Consider the following 22,344-nt stretch of genomic DNA (forward strand, 5'->3'; position numbering starts at 1 on the left):
CCAGATGAAGGACCGCGTCATCAAGCGCAGCGTGAGAGGTAAGAAGCTCAGCAAGAAGCAGGAAACGGTCAACCGGAAGAATTCCAAGACGAGGGTGCGTGTGGAGCATGTGTTCGGGTACTGCGAGCTGAACCTGCACGGGATGTTCAGCCGCGTCATCGGCTTCGCGCGGAATGCCGCCAGAAACACCTTGACAAACCTGGTTTACAACGTGTGCCGATATGAGCAAATAGTACGATTAGGAATGAATTAGTTTGTATAATATATTGATATGTAATGATTTACCACTCAACCCTCACACACCATAAAATAATGATGAAAAGTTAGAAAATAGAAGAAAAATTCAGATATTTGCCGCGTTGTTCACTTTGAATTTTGGCTAACGGACTTCACGAAGTTCAGAGGGATAGCGCGAAAATGTTAAAAATAGAAGTCCCCTAAATAATTTAGCGAATGACCTTGCCAATTCACGAAAAAGCCGTATTTTTGCAGCACAATTCACGTGGAAAGATTTGATTTGATTGCAACCACAAGAAAAAATGCTAAAACAATGTTTTTTCTCACATTTCAATCTCACAAACCTTCCGCAAATTTTTAATCAACAGTTAAACAATTTGTTATGGGTTATTATTTCACATCAGAATCAGTTTCTGAAGGTCATCCGGACAAAATCTGCGACCAGATTTCGGATGCCGTTCTGGACGAAATCCTGCGTTACGATGCAAGCTCAAAAGTGGCTTGCGAAACCTTAGTCACGACTGGTCTTGTCGTTGTTGCCGGCGAAATCAAGACAAACGCATACGTTGAAATTCAAGACATTGCGCGTCGTGTCATCAAGAAAATCGGCTACAACAAGTCGGAATACCAGTTTGATTCACAGTCGTGCGGCGTGCTTTCGGCACTTCACGGACAATCGAACGACATCAACCAAGGCGTTGAGCGCAAAAATCCTGAAGAGCAGGGAGCCGGCGACCAAGGCATGATGTTCGGCTTCGCATGCAAGGAAACCGAAAACTACATGCCGCTCACCATCGACCTCTCCCACCGTCTGCTGCGCGAACTTGCCGCAATTCGTCGCGAAGGCCGTCAGATGAAATATCTGCGTCCCGATGCAAAATCACAAGTCACCGTGGAATATGGCGAAGGTTGGAAACCGCTGCGCATCGACACCATCGTCATTTCAACGCAACACGACGAGTTTGCCCATGATGAAATCATGTTGAAAAAAATCGAAGACGATGTCCGCAACATCTTGATTCCAAGAGTGAAACGTCAGTTGCCGTCTCGTTTGCGCAAACTTTTCGGTGATGACATGAAGCTCTTCGTCAACCCGACCGGAAAATTCGTCATTGGTGGTCCTCACGGTGATTCAGGTCTCACTGGCCGCAAAATCATTGTCGACACCTACGGTGGACGCGGCGCTCACGGCGGCGGTGCTTTCTCAGGAAAAGACTCCTCAAAAGTCGACCGTTCAGCAGCTTACGCAGCCCGTCACATTGCCAAGAACCTTGTGGCAGCCGGCATTTGCGACCAGGCTTTGGTTCAGATTGCCTACGCTATCGGCGTTGCCAAACCAGTTGGTTTCTATATCAACACGGAAAATACGGCACACGTTAAGGGCAGCAATGGCAAAGTCCTCAGCGACACCGAAATAGCGGAACGCATCAAGCAAATCGTCGATTTGCGTCCATACGCTATCGTCAAGCGTTTCGGCCTCACCAACCCGATTTTTGAAGAGACCGCTTCCTACGGACATTTTGGCCGTCAGCCCGAAACACGCGAAGTGGAAGTCTTTTATGAAGACAAGGATACCTTCAAGAGAGATGGCAAGATTTTCAAGAATGTTGAATTTTTTGCCTGGGAGAAACTCGATTTGATTGAGGCTTTCAAGAAAGAATTTGTCGGGTAAGGTTTGTGTATATGCTGAAGTGCTGAAGGCCAGGTTCTCATTAAGCAGGAAAGCACAATTAATTTACATATTGAACACGAAATATCGAGGTTAAGGGAATGCAGGAATACGAGGTATACTGATGCCTTGTATTCCTGAAGTTTTGTTCCCATTCAAAATGGCAGCTTGATTAATTGTCCAAATCATTCTGTATGGTTCACTCCCATCATTTCCCAGTGACTTTCAAAGAATATCCCATTATCGTCATTCCATCATCCAAGCCATAATGATAGCCGCCGCTACCGATGCATTCAGCGATTCGGTCATGCTGCCTTCGGCGCGTGGAATGGTGACAGGGTGGGTGATGAGTGGCAGGATGTTCGGCCTGATGCCGTGCGATTCGCTGCCGATGACAACGATGCCTTCGGTTTTGCCTTGTCTTTTGAAAAGGTTTTCGCCGTTCAGTAAGGCACCGTAAATGGCTTTGCCTTGGTTCTTGCTTTGGGTGAGGTAAGTCTCCAAATCGGTTTCAACGATGTTCATCCTGAAAATGGAACCCATGGTGGCCTGAATTACTTTGGGATTCCAAATCTCCACACAATCTTCACTACACACAATGTTGCGGATGCCGAACCAGTCGGCGGTGCGGATAATGGTGCCCATGTTGCCCGGATTGCTGATGCCATCCAAGGCTAACACCAAAGTTGCTTTTGAGTCAATTGCCTTTGCCTTGGGCTGGCGCACAATGGCGAGGATGCCTGGAGCGGTGTCTTGTCCGCTCATCTGTTCCATCTGGACCTCGGTGGCGATTTCCACTTTGTCGGAATGAATCTCGTTCTCGGCACAATACTTTTCCGTGGCGAAGAGATGAGTGATTTCAAAGTCGCTCTCAATCAGTTCGTTGACCATCTTCCGGCCTTCCACTACGAAAAGTTCCTGTTCCTTGCGGTATTTCTGTTGCCTGAGTGCTGCGACTGACTTTATGGTGTTCTTGGTGATCATTTCTTTGATGTTTTATCACAAAACTTTCAAAACTTTGTACAAAACCTACTTTGTGTATGAAACGGCATGCAACCGCTTGACGTTGGAAGCATGCCGGTTGGCTTGCTTCCCTGAATAAAAGAAAAAGTTTTGTCTTTGTTTTGTGTGTTTTGTGAGACGGAAAAAACGAAAAAGAAAGGCTGCCTCAGCGAGACAGCCTTCTCTGTTGTTATGATGTTATGCTTATTCAGCGTAAACTTCAAATTCAACTTCAGCCTGAACGTCCTTGTGGAGTTTCACTTTGGCTTTGTAGCTGCCGATTTCCTTCACGGTGTCGTCGCTGAGGACGATCTGCTTGCGGTCGATGTCGAGGTTGCAAGCTTCCTTGATGGCGTTGGCAATCTGCACGTTGTTGACTGAGCCGTAGATCTTGCCGGTTTCAGAAGCCTTGGCAGGAACGCGGAGCTTCAGGCCATTGATGATGTTAGCCTTTTCCTGAGCTTCGTTTCTGACCTTTTCTTCCTTATGAGCCTGCTGGCGCATTTCTTCGGCCAAGATTTTGCGGTTTCTTTCGGTGGCCAGAATAGCCATACCTTGAGGGATTAAAAAGTTACGAGCGTAACCAGGCTTAACGGTCACGATGTCGTTCTTGTATCCTAAGTTGTTGACGTCTTGTTTCAGAATGATATCCATTACTTTTCCTCCTTATTATTTCAAACAGTCAGCTACGAATGGCATCAGGGCAAGGTGACGGGCACGCTTGATGGCCTGAGCGACTTTTCTTTGATATTTTGTTGATGTACCGGTGATACGGCGTGGCAAAATCTTACCTTGTTCGTTCACAAACTTCAGCAAGAAATCAGCGTCTTTGTAATCGATGTACTTGATGCGGTTCTTCTTGAAGCGGCAGTATTTTTTCTTCTTGGTATCGACTGCAATAGGAGTCAAATATTTGATATCGTTGTTGTTATTAACTTGTGCCATTTCTTTATCTGTTTAATTGTTCAACATTAGGCCTGAGCTTCAGCAGCTTTGTCGGCGGCTTTCTGGCGTCTCTTTTCGTTGTAAGCGATAGCGTGCTTGTCGAGTTTCACGGTGAGGAAACGGAGAATGCGTTCGTCGCGCTTCAGTTCTGTTTCGAAATCGGCAATGACATTACCTTCGGCTTTGAATTCAAACAATTGGTAAAAGCCTGTTGATTTTTTCTGGATTGGGTAAGCGAGTTTGCGCATGCCCCAGTTCTCTTGATGAACGAATTCAGCGCCTGCTGCGGTCAGCTGATCTTCGAACTTCTTCACCGCTTCCTTCATCTGGTCATCAGATAAAACGGGAGTTACAATGAAAACGGTTTCGTACTGATTCATAATTACTTGATAGTTAATAATTTAATTTATTGTTGTTCGTGCTTTATTAGCGAGTGCAAAAATACGACTTTTTTCTTAATTCACAATAGTTTATGAAAAAAATGTCAATTAATGTTGTACGACGACTTTTTGGATGGCAATTGTGTCGCCGCCGACCAGTTTCACAAAATAGATTCCTGAAGGAATTTCTTGCGTAGATAATTGGCAGGTGCCCCTCTCAACAGGTGTCGTGATGCACTTTCTTCCCTGAATGTCGTACAAGTAAACCTCCGCATTTTGCAACGACTCATCAATTGTGAGGTTGATGACATCCGCTGTTGGATTAGGAGCAATACTCAGCACAGGTTCGCTATCTTCGCTGATGCCATCCGGGGCTGTCGGCAGTTCGGAGTACCACACGCCACCAGCCATAGGCGAAGCGTAAATGCGATTGCCATTGATACAAATGTCGAGAATTGGCCCTTCAACAGGTATGTTTTCCATCTGCTGCCACTCACCGCAATGGTCGTATTTGAGAAAGATGGAACCATCTTCGCAACCCACAGCAATGATGGTATCGGAAACAGTGATACGGCGTATGGTGGCATCGGATGGCAAGGCCTGAATATTGCTCCAGTTTGTCCCCATATCGTTGGTGACATGAAGTCCATGTCCACGCGTGCCAAGGTAGATGGCGTCATTATGGCAGCGCAAGGCAGTATAGTTGACATTTTGGAAAGGGCTGTTGAAGACTTGCCAATTGGAACCCAATTCGGCACTATATCGTGCCACACCGTCATACGAAACATGGTACATATTCGCGCCATCCCAATCGATGTCAACGACATCAATCTCAAGTGGCAAGCAAGTAGGCACATACCAAGTCTGGCCAATGCCGAAGGAAACAAACATTCTATCTTTGCTCCCAACGGCGATGCGGTCGCCGCAACGCACCATCCTTTGCAGCCAATGATTTTCAGGCAGACCAGCGCCAGCATTACTGAATGAATTGCCACCATTGGTGGAAAGAAAACTGCCCAACATGTCAGTACCAATAAACACGACGTTGTCTTCCACCATCATGCCGCGAATCTCAACCGTTCCAACACCTTTTTGAATCCAGGAATGACCATTATCGGTATAGTAAAGATTAGATCCATGAGAGGCAGCCAACACGCGATTCCCGCTAATGCCGATATTTCCGACAGAGGCATAGAACGGTTGGTTGCTCACGCATGACCAGCCACTCCCATCACTTTTGCCGCGATACACCCGACCTTGTGAGTCGCCGACAAAGATATACTCGCCATCGGCAGCAATGCACAAAGGGGCGTCGGCAGCGAGACCCGTACTCCACGGGATCCAGCTGTCACCATTGTCGAACGAAGCATAGACACCTTCGTCAAACGATACAGCATAAAGCGCTTGGTCATCGTGAGCGAAACCTTTCACTTGCGAATTGAGGGTGCAACGCGTCCAGGAGTCACCATCGTTATCGGAGATAAAGACGCCATTGCCTAAGATGGCTGCGAAGACACGGTCATCATGGCAATAGACTGCCATGATATCAGTGCTGCCCAAACCATTGTTGCATGATTCCCAGGTAGTTCCATTGTCATACGAACGATAGATGCCACGAAGGTAAGTGGCAATGAATATGGTGCTTTCGTTGTGTGCAATGAAATAGGGGTAACGCACATCTACAGGAAAAGCGTCCGATTTGTATTCGCCCTGTGTTCCTTGGGTTGACTGATATACGCCTTGAATGTAGGAGGCCGCATAAAGTTGTCCATTGTGGACATCGACATGCTTGATATAATGGTTATGCAGGTATGGATCGGCTTCCCAATGAAGGCCACCATCGGTGGTGCGGAACACATTCTCATCAGTAGAAAGAAAAATCGTGTCATTGCATTCCGCAAGGCTCTTTGTATCGCACGAAGTAAGTCCATTGTTACGGAACTCCCAAGTGCCGCCATGGTCGCTACTCACCAAGACGCCACCACTCGTGGCTGCATAATAGAGGCTGTCGGTACAAAGGATGCTCCTGACACAGCCGCCCATCGGGCCGTCCATCAATTGCCATTGGGCATTAAGTATGCTTGGGAAAAAAATTGAAAGGGAAATCAGAAGAGAATAAATAAGTTTCTTCATGTTGATTATTTTAAAAATCATTTGCGGCTGTCATACACATTTGCTCGAGCATAAACTCGGCAGCATGGCCATCACCAAAGATAGGTGGAAATTCGGTGGAAGGACGAGCCTTAAAATGCTCCCAGGCATTCAAGATGCGGTCTGAATCAGCATCCACGAGGATAGAATTTCCAGTCTTCACGATTTCAACCCATTCAGTTTCAGGACGCAAGATGATGCAGGGCTTCTTGAAGAAATAGGATTCTTTCTGTACGCCGCCCGAGTCGGTCATGATGAGCATGGCGTTGCGCTCCAGTTCAATCATTTCGAGGAAAGAAACAGGCGGTATCAGCTTGATGTTTTCGGAGTTGAAAAGTCTTTCCTGATTCTCTGCGCTGAGATTGGTTTTCAGTAATTTAGCAGTTCTTGGGTGCAACGGAAGCACGACCGTAACCTCTTTTGACACTTCAATGATTGATTCGAAAATGGCGGTCAGGCGTTGCGGCTGATCGGTGTTGCTGTCGCGGTGTATGGTCGAAAGCACAAACGGCTTGCCGCTTAATCCTAAACGCTGGATGATATCGGTTTTCTCGGCGGATAAAGTGGAGAAATACAGGCTGTTGTCGTACATGATGTCGCCGCAATGGTAGACTTTCGGATTGTCGATGGTGTAGGGACCAGCATTGTCCATTGGGAAGCCTTCGCGCTTCAGGTTTTCGTAGCCCGTCAAAGTGGGTGAGAAGAGTAGGGTGGAGCAGTGGTCGCAAACGATTCGGTTGATTTCCTCGGGCATACTTTTGTTGAAAGAGCGGAGCCCGGCCTCGATATGGACAATCGGAACGTGGATTTTTGCAGCGGCAACGGCACCGGCCAAAGTGGAATTGGTGTCGCCGTAAAGGACAATGTAATCAGGCTTTTCCTTGACAAGGATTTCCTCGATGCCTTCGGTCATGCGGGCGGTCTGCACGCCATGTGAGGCTGAACCGACGTGCAGGTTGTAGTCGGGATGCGGAATGCCCAATTCATCGAAAAAGACTTGTGACATGTTTTCGTCGTAGTGTTGTCCCGTGTGGACGATGATTTCCGTGATTTGGCCTGCAAAACGGTTTTTAATGGCGCGGCTTAATGCGGCAGCTTTAATAATTTGGGGACGCGCTCCGATTACTGTAACTATCTTCATGTTTTCCAATTTGTTGCGATTATTCCAATGTTCCGTTTTCGGCGAAACTGTAATATTGTTCGAAACCGATGATGATGTGATCCACTACGTCGATGTCGAGCAGTTTTCCGCAGGCGCGCAGCTTGCGTGTGAGGGCAAAGTCTTCGGCGCTTGGCTTGGGATTTCCCGAAGGGTGGTTGTGGCAAAGCACGATGGCTGTTGCGTTGAGTGTCAGGGCTTTCTTGAAAATGATTTTCGGGTCGACTATGGTGTTGGTGATGCCGCCGGTGCTGATGCACTCAATTTTCAACACCTGGTTGCTTCGGTTGAGATACATGATGAGAAAATGCTCCTGGCCGAAATCTTCGATGTATGGTAGAAAATATTCGTAAGCATCTGCCGACTTGTTGACAGTGCTTTTGAGTGTGGCTTCTGCGCCACGGCGACGTTTGCCGAGTTCCAAAGCGGCGGCAATGCTGATGGCTTTGGCTTCGCCAATGCCTCGGTGGGTCATCAGTTCGTCTAAGCTGAGGTTTGAGAGGTTGATGAGGTTGTTGTCGACGCTGTCGAGAATTTCGCGCGCCAACTCAACCGCCGACATGGTGCTGTTGCCCGAACCGATGAGGATGGCTATGAGTTCGGCATTGCTCAAGGCGGCCTTGCCTTTGGCCATCATTTTTTCTCTTGGCCGGTCGTCAGCCGCCCAGTTCTTGATGGATTTCTTTTCGGAAATATCTGTCATGTGCTTTGTGGGTGTTGTTTTCGTTTCGAGCGGTAAAATTAGTAAAAAAGTAAGGTGCGTCAGCGCAAATTGTCATTAATTAAGTAAATGGTCAAAATTAAACTGCAATATGAATTGGTTATCGGTTTTCAGTTTTCAGTTGTCAGTCAGTAAATTGTACAAGTACTCAAAGCGTCCAAATGTCTAAGAGTCTAAATGTTCAAATGTCAAAGCGTCCAAATACCCCATAACCCTAAATTCAAAATGTAAACTAAATTTGAACAAGCACTTATGATCTCATTGCATTGGGAGGGTTTCAATTATTCTATCGGAAAAACATTGCCGTCGCCGTTGATGCGCTTCTCAATGTACGGATTGCCTTTGTAATACACGTTGCCGATGCTGTTGATTTCCGTTGTTAATCGGGTTCTTGCCCAAACAAAGGCATCGTTGGTGCTATTCGATTGAACTGTGACCAGGTTGGAGTTCAGATTTCTGGCATCGAGCTTTCCGTAACTGTTTAAAACATGTTCGGCGTAACCGGCCTCTCCTTTTAGCATTACAGTTGCGGTACTGTTGGAGAAACTGCTTTTCAGGATGTTGCAATTGAATGTCAAATCTATATCGCCGCTGCCTTCGACGATATTGAGTACGAAGGTCATGTTCTTTGCTGTCAGGGAGTCGTTTCCCTCAATGTCTTCAATTGTTTCGAAAACGGCAAGCCCTTTCAACGAATCTCTTGCCGTCAGTTTGCCGTTGGAAGCATATTCTATTTGGCCGATGCTGTCGTAGAAAACCGTCATGTTGCATTCGTAGTCATAGCTTCGCAACCAGTTGAAATTGTTTTCGTTCTTGATGAAAAGAGTATTGTCTTCAATAGTGGTCGTAATCTTGTCAATCAGGTTTTCGGGACAGGTGAGTTCGATGTGAGGATGGTCGCTGTGGATTAACTCGACATTGACGTTGTTAAACATGCAAATCGAATTGAAACACGAATCCAGATTACGGGTTTCGGTAACAGGTTTGCCGTTCGAAAAGATGCTGCCGGTCTTGCTGCACGAAAACATCATCAGGCTAACGAGGAAAAATAGGAGAGCGATGGCTTTTCTTTTCATGTTTCGGGAGGTAATAATTGTGATTGAAATGATAGCCGATGCCAAAACTGATGAAATCGGCCTTGATGTCGTAAGTGGTGAAGGCGAGTGTGGCGAACAGGTTGTCGTAGAAATAGTAACGGACGGCGAGCTTCTCGTAGAATCGGAGGAAAAGGCCGCTTTCGTTGGGAATGTTTTTGTCAATGAAATGGAAATCGTCGATGCGTCGGCCTGCGTTGAACATGAAGCTGACGCGGTCGAGCATCATTTCGTATGAGACTAAGAATCCGAGTTTCATGAAATGGTATTCCTTGTCCCAGTCGGGATGAAGCACTTTGCCGGAATTGTCTTTGACGAATTCGAGGCCAACACCCAGCCGGTCTCTTTCGCTGAGCTGGAACATGAAATTGGCGGCCAAATCGTGGACATAATAGAAACTGTGCATACCGTATTGCTGTGTCATGTCCTTGTAGCCAAGCGTGTATTGAATGTCGGTGACGAAACGCCTTTTCCCGTCAAATTCAAAGAGGTACACTTTTGGGCGCAACTTTTTGTCGATGAGTTCCTGTGGCTTTTTCAGGTACCAGGAGAATCCTGTCGCAAGGCTGAAAATATTGATGCCCATGTTTGGCGTCATGGTGGAGCCGTTCGAAAAATGCGTCAGTCCGAAAGATGTCACCCAGTGCAAACGGTCGGTGACGCGCTGCCGGTATTCAAAGGAAAGGTTGATGGCCGCATTGACATGCGATCCGATGGCGTAGTTGTGGTAGTTTTCCTTCGGGTCGAATTTGTTGGTGAGATACGACAGGCCGACACCTAATTTAAAGCCCAGCTTGTGGTCTTCGTCAGGAATGATGGGAAAATTGATGAAAGGGTAGAGGGCGAAAACCTGTCCCAACTCCTTCATTACGGGCTTGTTGCCGAAATTCGAATAATAGAATGTGAAGCCGATGGAAGGGTAGTTGTGAACCACTTCCCAGCGGTGTTGCCCGTAAGTGTTTCGGCGAAGAGAGAATTCGAATGAAGGTATATGGGCGTTGTAACGGCCTAAGGCTGAATGATATTCGTCGTTTTGAAAGTAAGTGTATCCGAAATGCGCCCTTGCTTCGATTTCGTAATTCTTGCCGTTTGTCTGGGCAGAAGATGGCTTGACGCATAAAACCGATGCAAGGAAAAACACTGTGGTAAGGCTGATATGTCGGAGCATTGCTTTCATTGGGCGGCAAAGATACAAAAATAGGTCGAATTGGTTTTGATGTTGGTTCGGCTTAGTCCAAAAATCACTACTTTTGTGGCTCAAAATTGAAAGTTATGGACAAAAGACTACAAGCTTTTGAGCGGTTGCTCAATATTGTTGACGAAGTGAGGACGAAGTGTCCTTGGGATAGCATCCAGACCATCGAGAGCATACGCCATTTGACTATTGAGGAGACTTACGAACTGAGCGAGGCCATTCTCGCCAGCGACCTCAAGGAGGTGAAAAAGGAATTGGGCGACTTGATGCTTCACATTGCCTTATACTCGAAAATAGCGGATGAAAAAGGAGCATTCGACATTGCTGATGTTTTGGATGGAATTTCAGAGAAAATGATTGTCCGCCATCCGCATATTTTTGGCAATGAGCGTGTTGAGAATGCTGAACAAGTGTCGCAAAATTGGGAGAAAATCAAATTGGAGAAAGAGCACAACCGTAGTGTCTTGGGTGGCGTGCCCGAGGGCTTGCCGGCTTTGCTGAAGGCTTATCGTATGCAGCAGAAAGCCGCAGGCGTGGGTTTTGAATGGAGCGATGCAATTGATGCCTGGCAAAAGGTGGAAGAAGAAAAACTTGAGTTTTTCGAAGAACTGAAAACAAAAAACGAGGTTCTGAACCCGAAGGGTGAAGAACCGAAAACTGATGACCGAAAACTGACGACTGAAAACATAGAAAACGAATTCGGTGACTTGCTTTTCGCCTTGATAAATTTTGGCCGAATGCATGGCTTGAATGCGGAGGATGCTTTGGATAAGACCAATCGGAAATTTCGCCGGCGGATTAATCATGTTGAACAGAAAGCTCGTGAAAAAAATACTGGAATCCAGAATCTTACGAAGGATGAAATGAAAGCTTTCTGGAACGAGGCGAAGGAAGTTGTTGGTGTTTAATTGTTTGATGTTTATTTGTTTAATTGTTGTCGGTTGTTGAGTTTGTCGAAACATTGGGATACGCTTGCTGAGCTTGTCGAAGCAAGTTGAATGAATGAAAAAAGAGTAACGCCGTATAAGTAACGCTAAAAAAATAAGTTGTAACACATCTAAACATTAGCCATTGATTTCCTGTTGAACACAAATCGCCGCAAATTATTCAAAAATCAATGTGAATTAAATGATATACATATAATTATAACTTTTCATAATTTATGATTCATTTACGAAAATTAGCGTTTAGCGAAGCGAAAAAACAACTATTATCGTTACAGGTTATTTTTTAATTCTCACTAAAACAAAATGGCTGTTGTTTTGTTATCAATTTGTAACCAAAAACCAAAACGATATGAAAACGACATTTAACGCGCTGATAAACAGCAAACAGCCAGTTCTTATTGATTTCTCGGCACAATGGTGCGGCCCTTGCCGGATGCAATCGAAGATTTTGGAGGGCTTGGTGAAGAACTTCAAGGGAAGAATCAAGATTGTGAAAATCGATGTGGATGAAAACCAGGAGATTGCACTGAAACAGAAGGTCTATTCCATTCCGACTTTGGTGCTTTTCCGCAACGGAAATGTGATTTGGCGAAAGACGGGACTCTCGCAGCGCGACGAGTTGCTCGAACTGCTGAAGAAATGATGATCCTTACACAACTTTTACAGATGAATGGGACTCCTGGCTTTGACACTTTTTAATAATTTTTATTGGCTATAGTTTAATAAAAGACTGATTTTTTATTGATTTCGTTGATGCCATGTTTTTCACCATCTTTCTAAAGATTGTCCAGACTGAAGTGTTGAAGGCTAGTTCGGGGTGGGTGCGGCTGGTCGGGCAGGACGGCGGGGCAGCGTCCGCAAAAAAGTCTGACTAAGGACTTGATTTTCAAATATCTGCGTTTATGACATGATGTTTGAAAATCAAGTTCTTAGGCAGACTGTGGGTTGGACCGATTGTCCTGCCCTTGACTTTTTGCTTCTTTTGTGGCAAGACAAAAGAAGATAAGAAGTAAATCAACGGCGTTATTTGTGTCGTTTGTATAAATGCTTGTAAGTATGGCGTTTGTGTCGTTTTCCCCAAAAAATAAAAAAATCAGTCATATATTTTATTACAGCCTTTTTATTAAATAGTTGATTTTCAATATTATTTCGCGATTCCTAAGGTTGAAATTACATTGATTCATAGGATAGTGATACGGATTGTTGGAAGACAACCCTAACCAATTGAACATGTCGAATATGAACTATAAACGTTAATTACTCGAATTGAAGCGGCTTCGCCGCATAATTGACCAAAATTGACGTAAATTGTCTTGGAAAAAAAGGGAAAAAAGCAAGAATAGTATACTATTGGAAGACAATTATCGTCAATTAAACGTCAATTATATTCCAGATTGTGAAACTGCATTACCCCTGAAAACATTGACTTGTGATAGTACACCTTACTCAGTAAAGCCAAGCCTCAATCTTTATGATTTTGAGCCCATTCCAACACAGCCGCCCTTTGCTTTTCGTCTAACAGCGGCAAAAGCCATGACCAAAATGTTTCTGTTTCTTTTCCAGAATCGCTATAAGCGCTTTTCATGTTTATAAAGATTTTTGAAGTGTTAGGATTCTTCATTCCGAATTTGTCAAGATACACTTTGAATGCCTTCAGGCAATATTCCAATGCCTTGTCGTAATTGCCTTGGGCTTTATACACGCCCGCGATGTTGTTGTATGTCGTGGCGGTGGAAGGGTGTTCTAAGCCAAGGACTTTTTCACGGATTTTGAGAGCCTTGCGGTAGAATTCCAATGCCTCGCCGTAATTGCCTTGGGCTTTATACACGCCCGCGATGTTGTTGTATGTCGTGGCGGTGGAAGGGTGTTCTAAGCCAAGGACTTTTTCACAGATTTTGAGAGCCTTGCGGTAGAATTCCAATGCCTCGTCGTAATTGCCTTGGTCTTCATACACGCACGCGATGTTGTTGTAGGTCGTGGCGGTGTCAGGGTGTTCCTTGCCAAGGACTTTTTCACTGATTTCAAGATCCTTACGGTAGAATTCCAATGCCTCGTCGTAATTGCCTTGGGCTTTATACACGCCCGCGATGTTGTTGTAGGTCGTGGCGGTGTAAGGGTGTTCCTTGCCAAGGACTTTTTCAACGATTTCAAGAGCCTTTTCATAATATTCAAGAGCCTCCTGATAGAAAGCCTGTCCTTTCAAAGCATAACCTAAATTATGATAGACATCCGCAAACAATTCCGTTTTCTCATTTTCAATAGCATCCAAAACAGACTGCAAGATTGCAATTTTGCGCTGTGTGGAAGAATAGACTTCTTTTTTGTCGAAATAGCCGTTTTTGAAATCGCTCACTAAATCAAGGAAATGGTTTGCCGTGCCTTTGGGGGCTTTGCTGTCCACATAATCCAAACGCACCACTTCTTTCACCAAGCTGTGCATGGAAAAAGAATTGTTGCTAAAGGATAACCAGCCGTCATTAACTAAGTTGTCCAACTGGGTGTCGTCGTAGCCTAGCCATGTTTTTATTTCTTCTGCCGTATAGCTGTAGCTTGTTGGCAGAACGGCAAAGTCGTTTAGAATGTGCTTTTCTTCATCGCTGCGCTGCTGCATATCGAAAAGTTTTTTCAGATGTTCGGCAATGTTCAATTCTTGCCCTGCATTACGGCTTGTTTTGAATTTTCGCTGAATGTCAAATCCTATACCTTTGTTTTTCAGTTGCGTGTAGTAATCTTCCAAATTGCGGCGTTTGGCACCTTTGGCTATCAGTTCCACGGCAAAGGTGTGGCACCCCACCAAGTTCACCAAATTCCGGACAACTTCTTTTTGCAAATGCTCTGTATCCTCTTTGTGATAAAGGTAGAAGACTTCTATGCAGGCTTCTTCATTCAAGTTTGTAATCGGAACGGTCGTATAATTTTCAATTTCATCTAATCTTGAAGTCAGGATAAGGGTGGTGTCAGACCAGCCTGTAATGTTTCCGAGGAGGGTGTCCGCCAATGAGTCTTGTTTATCATGGTCAACTATATGGTCAACGTTATCAATTACAAAGAGCTTTTTTTTGCCATCATTCATTAATTGCATGATAGCGTACTCGCGGTCTTTGTCAGTTTTACAGTCATTCCATGTTTTGAAGTTGAAGGCTGAAAAACTCTGCATTAGATTTTTGTTGTAAGGAATCCAGGCCACCTCGTCATATTGCTTATGAATTTTATGGAAAAGCAGACGCGCAAGCGAACTTTTGCCAATGCCGCCAAAGCCATTCAATAGTAAAGCCTTGTTGGTTTTGAGTTTATCCTCAAGATCTTTCAATTCTTTTTCCCTGCAAATGACGGTGTGTTCATCGGCATTTGCAGGCGGAATGGTAAGGAAATGAGAAGGGATAAGATTATTTTGGCGTAATATCGCCAGAATTTTGTCAACCTTGAAATCTATGTCTTTGATTTCGTTTTTGTTGGAATCTAAGTCATTATGCAAATCCATTATGGCCTTCATTATGGCATTTACTATGGCTTGATGCTGCGTACTTTCTAACCAATAACGAGTGATGTCATTATTACTAAGTTCATTTTCAAAAAACGTCAGCAGTTCCTTGGTGCTTTCAGGCAAATCGTTTAGCTTCTCTTTGTCCTCAAAAACAGCTTGTAACATGGCAAGATATTCTTTTGATTTCAACGCTTCTTTATCTCTGCCTCCCTCTTTCTGACACCATTTATCCAACGCATTTTTGTAAGCTTTTTCAATTTCATCATTTACATTTGTTGGAAAAATTCTTTTAAATATTTCCTTTCCAATATCTGTTGAAATATTTGCCAACAGACTTATTACGAAACTTCCTATTGCTTTCATTGCTTCCAAGACACAACCGATTTGATTATTTTGCTTGCAAAAATAGAAAAATTCTATTATGCATGGTTTGCCAAACAAAAAATTCCTTATTTCTGTAGTTTTGCGCGGGTGAAGGGTTTTTCTCGGTCGAAAAGATAGCGGTAGGTGGCGTGTGTCTTGATGATTTCGGCGCCAACGCTCTTGGCGAGCTTGATCATAGGCGGATTGAAATCGCCAATCCAGTTGAATTGCAGGTCATTGTAGGGGAAATCTTCCTTTAAGGCCTGTTGCTCAAACGAATAGACCAATGCGGCTTCCAAACCTTTCACTCTGTGCTTCGGCACCACGCCAAAAGCCAAGGAAATGGCGCGGTTGCAGCGGTGGGTCACTTTCACCCTCCAAAGTATGCGCAATTTATTGATTATATGGTCTTTGCCATTCAGTCCTTTGTATGCCTGATTGATGTCGGGCATGTTGAGGAAAAAGGCGACTGGTTCACCATTGAAATAAGCGAAGTGCATGAGGCGCGGGTCGAGGATAGGTTTCAGCTGGTCGAGCATGGCGTGTGCGTGTTGCCGCGTTATTTTTGCCACGCCTGGAATGACGCCCCAAGCCTCGTTGTAGATGGTCATGAAGTCATCGGCGTATTTGTAGAGGTTCTTCTTGTCAACAATTTCGAAAGTATAGCCTGGGGTACGCATCAGACGCTCGTATTTCTCATAAATCACAGGACTCACGTTTTCATTTGTTACGCCCATACCTAAAGTAAGTTGACGGAAGAAAACCTGAAATCCGTAGTTTTCAAAGAGTTGGCCGTAGTAAGGATGGTTGTAGGGCATATTGTAGACTGGGGCGGTGAAGCCTTCAATCAGGCAACCCCAGAAATAATCGCGGTCGCCGAAGTTGACGGGGCCATCCATGGCTTCCAAGCCGCGTTGTTGCAACCATTGTCTGGCCGTGTCAAACAGCATGTTGGCAGCATCTTGATTGTCGATGCAGTCGAAGAAACCGCAGCCGCCAGTGGGCTGCCCGTTTTCCTCGCGGGCGTAGGTATCGGAAGTCTTTTGGTCGTAGAAGGCGGCAATGCGTCCGATGATTTTTCCCTCATCAAAAAGCAGCCAACGGCAGGCCTCGCCGTGACGGAATAACTTGTTTTTCATTGGGTTGAAGATGTTCCGAATTTCCGAATCCATAGGACGTACATAATGCGGGTCGTCCTTATAAAGTTTGGCCGGAAAATCGAGCCATTGCTGTTCGTCTTTCTTTGTCTTTACTTCCGAAATGTTCATGATTTTTTTTGTTCCTAATGGCTATTGGCAGTCGGCTATTGGCTCCTGGCTTGGCTTCGCCGTGGGTTGGGCTTGCGCCGTAGCGGTACTGGCGGTTGACTTGTTGGATTATTATATTTAGGTGATACCTTATTAATTATTATTCGTTGAGCCAGTTGCCAAAGGCCAAAAGCCAGCAGCCCAATTAATGATTCGTTGAGCCAGTCGCCAGAGGCTAAAAGCCAGCAGTCCAATTAATTCTCCGTTTCCATCTCGCTCTCATCGAAAGGAGCGTTCTCGATTTCCTTCAGCAAGGCCATGGCGCGGTCGTAGTCTTTCTCGAAGACGAACACTTTGCAGGTCTCCAGAGGGATGATGTCAGCCACCCAACCTGCAATGCGGCTCTCTCTCTCAAGGTCGCGGATGAGGTATTCGATGTTGTTGTCTTCCAATACTTTGGCTATGAACTCCGCTTCAACGGCGTTGCCCATGAAAACTTCAGTGATTTTGTCGTCCATGTTGTTATTTGTTTATTTGTTGAATTGTTTATTTGTTGAACTGTTGCCGCCCGTTGATCTTGTCGTATATCGATAATTGTTTATTTGTTTTTGTTGCCACAAATCTTAGAATTTAAATCTTTAAATTATTGAATCTTAAATTCTTAAATCTTAATTTGTTTGTCGTTTTGACGGGCTTCCTTTTCCCATTTGATGCACATGATGATGGAGTTGACGAAATACACTATATACATTAATATAATGGGCAGGTTGCCTCTTCCTCCATCGGGGGTGAAAAACTCGACTTTGACATACATGAAGATGCTGATGACATTGATGGCAATCCAAATCCACCACTGTTCGCTGAACATGCGCACCATCATCACCATGGCAAGGATTTGCATGACGGCCTTGGCTGCATCGGCAAAAGGAGCCTTGTCGCCGGTTTGGCGCATGATGAACCCGACCGCAACCGTTCCGATTACGATGATGGCCAGGTAAAGCCAGCGCGTTTGCTTGCTCATGTGAACTTTCTTCACTTCGTGCGTTTCCTTGCTCATGTTTTTCGACCAAGTGAAGAACCCGACAAATTGCATGATGAAATTGTATATGGTCACGCTCATGTCGGCATAAAGCTTTGTGTCGAAAGTGATGTAAATCATTAACACACAATGGATAAACCCAAATACATAGTTCGACAACTTGCCTTTTCCGCCTAAAACTACATTAATGATGCCGCAGGCTGAGGCAACGATTCTTGTCCAATAATACTTGTCGGCTGAGTCGAATTTGAAGAAAACCGAAAGCAATGTGATTGTGAGACATACAAACACCAGCCAAATAATGTCGAAAGGCTTCCAACCCGAAAGCTCTTCGTGAAGTAATGTTTTTAGTTTTTGCATTTCTGATTAAATTTGTTTCTGCAAAAATAGTAAAAAATCGTACTTTTGCATCACCAAATCTATTTACAATGAAAAAGTCAATGTTTTTACTGATTCTTCCTTTGCTGTTTGCCAACTTTGCAACGGCTCAGACAAAGGATAACGTGGCACGCGAATGTGTGCTTTTTGAAGTCTTCACCGGGGTTCGCTGCCCCTATTGTCCGGCTGCCGCCAACGGCATCGCCCAACTGCTCGAGGAAGGCAAGGCCATTGCGCCTGTGGCTTACCACACCAGTGCTTTTTCCAATCCCGAGTACTACTCCAACGAGACGGAAGCTCGTGCAAGTTATTACGGCATAACCGGTTATCCTACCTTAAAGACGGATGGGCTTCTTTCCCATTCAGGTGGTGGCGGTGCTTCTGAAAGCAACTATTCCGCATACTTGAGCCGTTACAACCAGCGCATCAATCAGACAAGTCCTTTCACCATCGACTTGAGCATGGAACCTGCTGAAAACGGTCTTTGCCGCGTGAACTGCACGGTCAATCAGGTGGGCGAATGTGATGCTACGAATGTGCGTGTCTTCATCGCCCTCACGCAGTGCAACATCGATGTCGCTTGGCAGGGTATGCAAGGCTTGCACCACGTTTGCCGCGACATGATTCCCACGCAGACGGGAACCGTTTTCACTGGCCCGAGCATGACCATCAGCGAGACTTTCGAGTTGAATTATCCAAAGGAAGACTGCTACCTGACGGCATGGGTGCAGAATTACAACGGCAACAAGGAAGTGTATCAAGCCGTGCGCATGTCGACGGCTTTAGACCTTGATTATGACTTGGCGTTGAAAGGCATAGATGTCGTTACCGTACAGAATTGCTCTGGCGAGCAACATCCGGTAGTTACCGTGAAAAATTTTGGCAGGGAGACGGTTACATCGTTTCTTATAAAAGTGACAGCTGGCACTTTTGAGGGAGAACAGGGTTGGTTTGGTTCTTTGCCTCAGGGCGAATCTGTTGATGTCCAGATGGTTGATTTTGTTTCTTACAATGGTGAACAGCTGGATTTCAGCATAGACATGCCTAACGGTCATGATGATGAGTTTATGGCTGACAACTTTGGCCATGTAGCCTTGACTGCTGCGCCTGAAATGGACGGCTACATGAAGATTCAGGTGAAATCGGGCCGCACGCCTGAGAGCGAGTCGATGGTCATTACCGACATGACGACGGGCGAAGTGTTCGAAACCTTTACCTTTGACCAATCCAACCATGCCTATACTTTCGAAGTGGTTCTTCCAAACGCTTCGTGCTACCGTATCGCTGCCCTCGATGCAGAAGGCTTGGGCTGGGACGGCGGTTTCTTCCAAATCAAAGGCAGCGACAACCAGGTTCTGTTTAAAGGTGGCGGTAATCAGGGTGCTTTCACGACCGAACTTGCCGGCGAGGTCTATTGCAATGGCTTCCTGAATGTCGGAGAGATTGAAAGCCAAGGTCTTGACATTTACCCGAATCCTTCAAAGGGCATCTTCACCATCGATTTGGGCGAAGGCTCATGGAATGTCAATGTTTATGACATGACAGGCCGTTGCGTCAAGCAGAGCCAAATCGAATCGCAAGGCGAAATCGACCTGAGCGCCAACGAAAAAGGCGTCTACTTCGTGAAGGCCTTGAACGGTGCCCGCGAATTTACCAAGAAGGTTGTGGTGCTGTAAGACGGCGACACATTGCTTGAAAACAAAAGGACTGACCTGCTTTTCGGGTCGGTCCTTTTTGTGTGTAGATGGTCTGCTTGGTAAACTGTATTGAATCTTGAGTTGAAATGCAGATTTTGTATGGCAATCATATATTATCGTCCTGCATCCGGCAGGCAAGGGCTTGCGTTGGCAAGGCCACATTCGCTTGATTTGCTTGATTCGCGGTCAACAACAAACACTGGATTTTTTTTTTTTCGACCACGAATCTCACGAATTTCACGAATAGGAATACGCGAAGCGTATTCCATGACTTCGTCGAGGGTCTACGAGATTAACGGTCAGCGTCCGGCAGGCAAGGGCTTGCGCCGGCAAGGTCACATTCGCTTGATTTGCCCGATTCGCGGTCAATAACAGACACTGAGTTTCCTTTTTTTTCGACCACGAATCTTACGAATTTCACGAATAGGAATACGTTTCGCGTATTCAATGACTTCGTCGAGGGTCTACGAGATTAACGGTCAGTGTCCGGCAGGGCTTTGCGTCAGCAAGGCCCATTCGTGCTGATTCGTGTAATTCGTGGTATGTCTTATCAGCGTCCGGCAGGCAAGGGCTTGCGTTGGCAAGGCCACATTCGCTTGATTTGCCTGATTCGCGGTCAACAACAAACACTGGATTTTTTTTTCGACCACGAATCTCACGAATAGGAATCCGCTTCGCGTATTCCATGACTTCGATTTTTTTCTCTAACTGGAGAAATCATTTTTGGCTTTGCTGATGCTCTGAAATGTTAAGTGTTAAATGGATGGAAAAACGTTATGCATGGAGTACGCATCATTGTCACCATGCTCAAGTACGAGAAGCTGAAATAAGCCACTCGGAAGCGTAAACCGAAAAGGCCGCCAGCTTTTGAAAAAAGCACGAGCGGCAAATTTTAAAAGCCCGCCTGCTTTTTCAAAAAGCAGGCGGGCTTTTGGGTAAAAGGCGGCGTGCTTTTCACCAAAAGGCCGCCGCCTTTTGGTTGGAAGGCTGAAAGCGTACCAAGGTAAGTAACGCATTTATGATAAATTTGTGAAAGATTTATGTCCCACAAAACAAAAAACTTCCTAATTTAGCGCACTGGAAAAGAGCAAGGCATGAGCAATGAGCCGAACATAACTTACGTTTTAAGCATTTCATGGTTGCCGTTGGCAGAGCCTTGGCGCATAACCACCACTATAGCCGCAGGCGGCCTTTCGGGCGGTGTCGCCTCCAGCATGGCCGACGGCGACTTCTTGGACGGCGTGTGCAACGGGCTTATCTCCTCAGGGCTGAACCATGCCATGCATCTGGTGGCGGAAGGAGGGGGAAAGTTGATAAAAGCATCACTCAAAGAAGCAGAAAGAGTGAAGGCAATTAGGCAATTAGGGGATTTAGATGTGTCGCGAAATTCCGCAAAGAAATATGAAATGATGTGTAAATATGCGGACTTGGAAATAGTTGAGAATTATTTGCTTGGTAGTGAAGGAAGGTCTCAAAAGGCTCTTGCTGGGCTAAATGTAAATACAGATGCCAATGCTCATGCGTTTTACAACAGTCTTGCTGAAAATATGGATTACAATGTCTATAATGCCAATGATTATGGTTTGATAGAAATAGCTCAGTCTATGGCTAAAGGAAACCCTCTAATTTTATGGACTTGGGAGGATTGTGGCGGCAAGTTGTGTAATGGGCATTCTTTGGTAATTGTTGGTGTTGAAGGTTATGAAGGGGCTAGCGATTTTACATTGTCTGTCATCAACACACAAAACAAAGTCAACAATCTCTATACTACTATAAAGTGGAGCGAGATTGAAGTAAAGCAAATGGTGCGTTTTAGTTTGTCCTATTAAAAGTAAATCCTATGAAAAAAATTATTGCTTTCATTGTTATGCTCTTTTTTATCGCAACTTCTTGGTCTCAGGAATTGAGGATGCAAACATTCAGATTGTGTTCGTTAGACGGCAATCCGATGGAGAAAACCATTTATTACTATCAAAACGATTCTGTTTTGCATAGTAGTACGGCCTGGTCTGATGGAATCGTAATCATGCGTATGGATAACAGAATTGATTATAAAGACCTCTTTTTGGTGATTCGCCAAGATGAAGAGCGTGTTTCACGAATTAAAATGGATTATTTTAAAAAACACAATAGTATTGTATTACCATTTGTAAAAATCACGCTTATCGAGGATAGGATTATCAAGACACAGCCTGATTTACGTACAAGACAGCCATATAAGGCGGAAGATTTTAAGATTATTCACAGTGTCAATCTTGATAATTATAATGGCTTCAAACATTATTTCCCAATAAAGTGTCTTGAATATTCATACGAAGGATATTATTCAATGATGTCAGATAGTTCGTATCATGAACGGTTTTATGAGATCGCAGGTCGATATCCCGATGACCGCGACATTGATAGTTTGGTGCTGTCCGGAATGAGGAGAGACGCAATGTATTATGAAAATTGGTGTAGTACTTTGTAATATCTAAATATTGCATAAAACAAAGAATAATCGTATCTTTGCCGCGTCACATACAACACGATACGATTATGCCTATCCAGAAGTACGAGGTAAGTCTGTCTGCAACGGAGCGCAAGCAACTTACCAAGATTGTAAAGTCCGGCAAGATGCCGGCAAGGACCATCCT

Annotated in this window: 20 protein-coding genes and 1 pseudogene; 7 read left to right on the top strand and 14 right to left on the bottom strand. The window is 45.0% G+C overall.

What is annotated here, in order from left to right; genetic code table 11:
• Both AC06MN_RS03430 and metK read left to right on the top strand, forming a co-directional pair.
• A pseudogene (locus AC06MN_RS03430) lies at positions 1 to 253 on the top strand (IS5/IS1182 family transposase); the annotation flags it as partial.
• 366 nt (positions 254 to 619) lie between these two features.
• Entirely contained in the window at positions 620 to 1,909 is a 1,290-nt protein-coding gene (metK, locus tag AC06MN_RS03435; protein ID WP_475670954.1) for a methionine adenosyltransferase, read from the top strand.
• A gap of 243 nt (positions 1,910 to 2,152) precedes the next feature.
• Here the strand turns inward: metK and AC06MN_RS03440 are convergent, their stop codons facing one another.
• The 9 genes from AC06MN_RS03440 to AC06MN_RS03480 form a co-directional block, all read right to left on the bottom strand.
• Entirely contained in the window at positions 2,153 to 2,890 is a 738-nt protein-coding gene (locus AC06MN_RS03440) for a TrmH family RNA methyltransferase (protein WP_475670955.1), read from the bottom strand.
• 222 nt (positions 2,891 to 3,112) lie between these two features.
• The gene (gene rplI, locus AC06MN_RS03445) at positions 3,113 to 3,562 is read right to left on the bottom strand and encodes a 50S ribosomal protein L9 (RefSeq protein ID WP_475670956.1); all 450 of its coding nucleotides are present in this window, start codon (positions 3,560 to 3,562) and stop codon (positions 3,113 to 3,115) included.
• Positions 3,563 to 3,577: 15 nt separating this feature from the next.
• On the bottom strand, positions 3,578 to 3,853 hold the full coding sequence (gene rpsR / locus AC06MN_RS03450; RefSeq protein WP_475670957.1) for a 30S ribosomal protein S18: 276 nt from the start codon (positions 3,851 to 3,853) through the stop codon (positions 3,578 to 3,580).
• Between the two features lie 26 nt (positions 3,854 to 3,879).
• Positions 3,880 to 4,233: a 30S ribosomal protein S6 gene (gene rpsF / locus AC06MN_RS03455; protein ID WP_475670958.1), complete on the bottom strand. Its 354-nt coding sequence runs from the start codon at positions 4,231 to 4,233 to the stop codon at positions 3,880 to 3,882.
• Between the two features lie 108 nt (positions 4,234 to 4,341).
• Positions 4,342 to 6,366, bottom strand: a complete 2,025-nt coding sequence (locus AC06MN_RS03460) for a T9SS type A sorting domain-containing protein (RefSeq protein WP_475670959.1) — start codon at positions 6,364 to 6,366, stop codon at positions 4,342 to 4,344.
• 10 nt (positions 6,367 to 6,376) lie between these two features.
• Complete coding sequence (wecB, locus tag AC06MN_RS03465; RefSeq protein ID WP_475670960.1) at positions 6,377 to 7,525, bottom strand: non-hydrolyzing UDP-N-acetylglucosamine 2-epimerase; 1,149 nt, start codon at positions 7,523 to 7,525, stop codon at positions 6,377 to 6,379.
• Between the two features lie 19 nt (positions 7,526 to 7,544).
• Positions 7,545 to 8,246, bottom strand: a complete 702-nt coding sequence (gene radC / locus AC06MN_RS03470; RefSeq protein WP_475670961.1) for a RadC family protein — start codon at positions 8,244 to 8,246, stop codon at positions 7,545 to 7,547.
• Between the two features lie 299 nt (positions 8,247 to 8,545).
• Complete coding sequence (locus AC06MN_RS03475) at positions 8,546 to 9,340, bottom strand: head GIN domain-containing protein (RefSeq protein ID WP_475670962.1); 795 nt, start codon at positions 9,338 to 9,340, stop codon at positions 8,546 to 8,548.
• On the bottom strand, positions 9,300 to 10,535 hold the full coding sequence (locus AC06MN_RS03480; RefSeq protein WP_475670963.1) for an acyloxyacyl hydrolase: 1,236 nt from the start codon (positions 10,533 to 10,535) through the stop codon (positions 9,300 to 9,302). The genes AC06MN_RS03475 and AC06MN_RS03480 overlap by 41 nt, the downstream gene beginning before the upstream one ends.
• A 95-nt stretch (positions 10,536 to 10,630) precedes the next feature.
• Here AC06MN_RS03480 and mazG point away from each other — a divergent pair, with 95 nt between their 5' ends.
• On the top strand, positions 10,631 to 11,461 hold the full coding sequence (gene mazG / locus AC06MN_RS03485; protein WP_475670964.1) for a nucleoside triphosphate pyrophosphohydrolase: 831 nt from the start codon (positions 10,631 to 10,633) through the stop codon (positions 11,459 to 11,461).
• Between the two features lie 349 nt (positions 11,462 to 11,810).
• A complete protein-coding gene (gene trxA, locus AC06MN_RS03490) occupies positions 11,811 to 12,143 on the top strand; it encodes a thioredoxin (RefSeq protein WP_475670965.1) in 333 nt (110 codons plus the stop codon).
• A gap of 819 nt (positions 12,144 to 12,962) precedes the next feature.
• Here the strand turns inward: trxA and AC06MN_RS03495 are convergent.
• The 4 genes from AC06MN_RS03495 to pnuC form a co-directional block, all read right to left on the bottom strand.
• Positions 12,963 to 15,149: a tetratricopeptide repeat protein gene (locus AC06MN_RS03495; RefSeq protein ID WP_475670966.1), complete on the bottom strand. Its 2,187-nt coding sequence runs from the start codon at positions 15,147 to 15,149 to the stop codon at positions 12,963 to 12,965.
• A gap of 284 nt (positions 15,150 to 15,433) precedes the next feature.
• Entirely contained in the window at positions 15,434 to 16,615 is a 1,182-nt protein-coding gene (locus tag AC06MN_RS03500; RefSeq protein WP_475670967.1) for a hypothetical protein, read from the bottom strand.
• A 233-nt stretch (positions 16,616 to 16,848) separates the two neighbouring features.
• Complete coding sequence (locus tag AC06MN_RS03505) at positions 16,849 to 17,112, bottom strand: putative signal transducing protein (protein ID WP_475670968.1); 264 nt, start codon at positions 17,110 to 17,112, stop codon at positions 16,849 to 16,851.
• A gap of 143 nt (positions 17,113 to 17,255) precedes the next feature.
• The gene (gene pnuC, locus AC06MN_RS03510; RefSeq protein WP_475670969.1) at positions 17,256 to 17,993 is read right to left on the bottom strand and encodes a nicotinamide riboside transporter PnuC; all 738 of its coding nucleotides are present in this window, start codon (positions 17,991 to 17,993) and stop codon (positions 17,256 to 17,258) included.
• A gap of 68 nt (positions 17,994 to 18,061) precedes the next feature.
• On the opposite strand from pnuC, the gene AC06MN_RS03515 reads away from it, so the two are divergent.
• Positions 18,062 to 19,687, top strand: a complete 1,626-nt coding sequence (locus AC06MN_RS03515) for a T9SS type A sorting domain-containing protein (RefSeq protein ID WP_475670970.1) — start codon at positions 18,062 to 18,064, stop codon at positions 19,685 to 19,687.
• A 776-nt stretch (positions 19,688 to 20,463) separates the two neighbouring features.
• On the opposite strand, the gene AC06MN_RS03520 is transcribed toward AC06MN_RS03515, so the two are convergent.
• On the bottom strand, positions 20,464 to 20,724 hold the full coding sequence (locus AC06MN_RS03520) for a hypothetical protein (protein ID WP_475670971.1): 261 nt from the start codon (positions 20,722 to 20,724) through the stop codon (positions 20,464 to 20,466).
• A gap of 78 nt (positions 20,725 to 20,802) precedes the next feature.
• Here AC06MN_RS03520 and AC06MN_RS03525 point away from each other — a divergent pair, with 78 nt between their 5' ends.
• Together AC06MN_RS03525 and AC06MN_RS03530 are read left to right on the top strand one after the other, a co-directional pair.
• Positions 20,803 to 21,537 carry a hypothetical protein gene (locus tag AC06MN_RS03525; RefSeq protein WP_475670972.1) on the top strand — a complete coding sequence of 245 codons (735 nt, stop codon included), beginning with the start codon at positions 20,803 to 20,805 and terminating at the stop codon, positions 21,535 to 21,537.
• A gap of 11 nt (positions 21,538 to 21,548) precedes the next feature.
• Complete coding sequence (locus AC06MN_RS03530) at positions 21,549 to 22,178, top strand: hypothetical protein (RefSeq protein ID WP_475670973.1); 630 nt, start codon at positions 21,549 to 21,551, stop codon at positions 22,176 to 22,178.
• Positions 22,179 to 22,344: the final 166 nt, after the last annotated feature.

It is taken from the genome of Candidatus Limimorpha sp., from assembly GCF_056203535.1.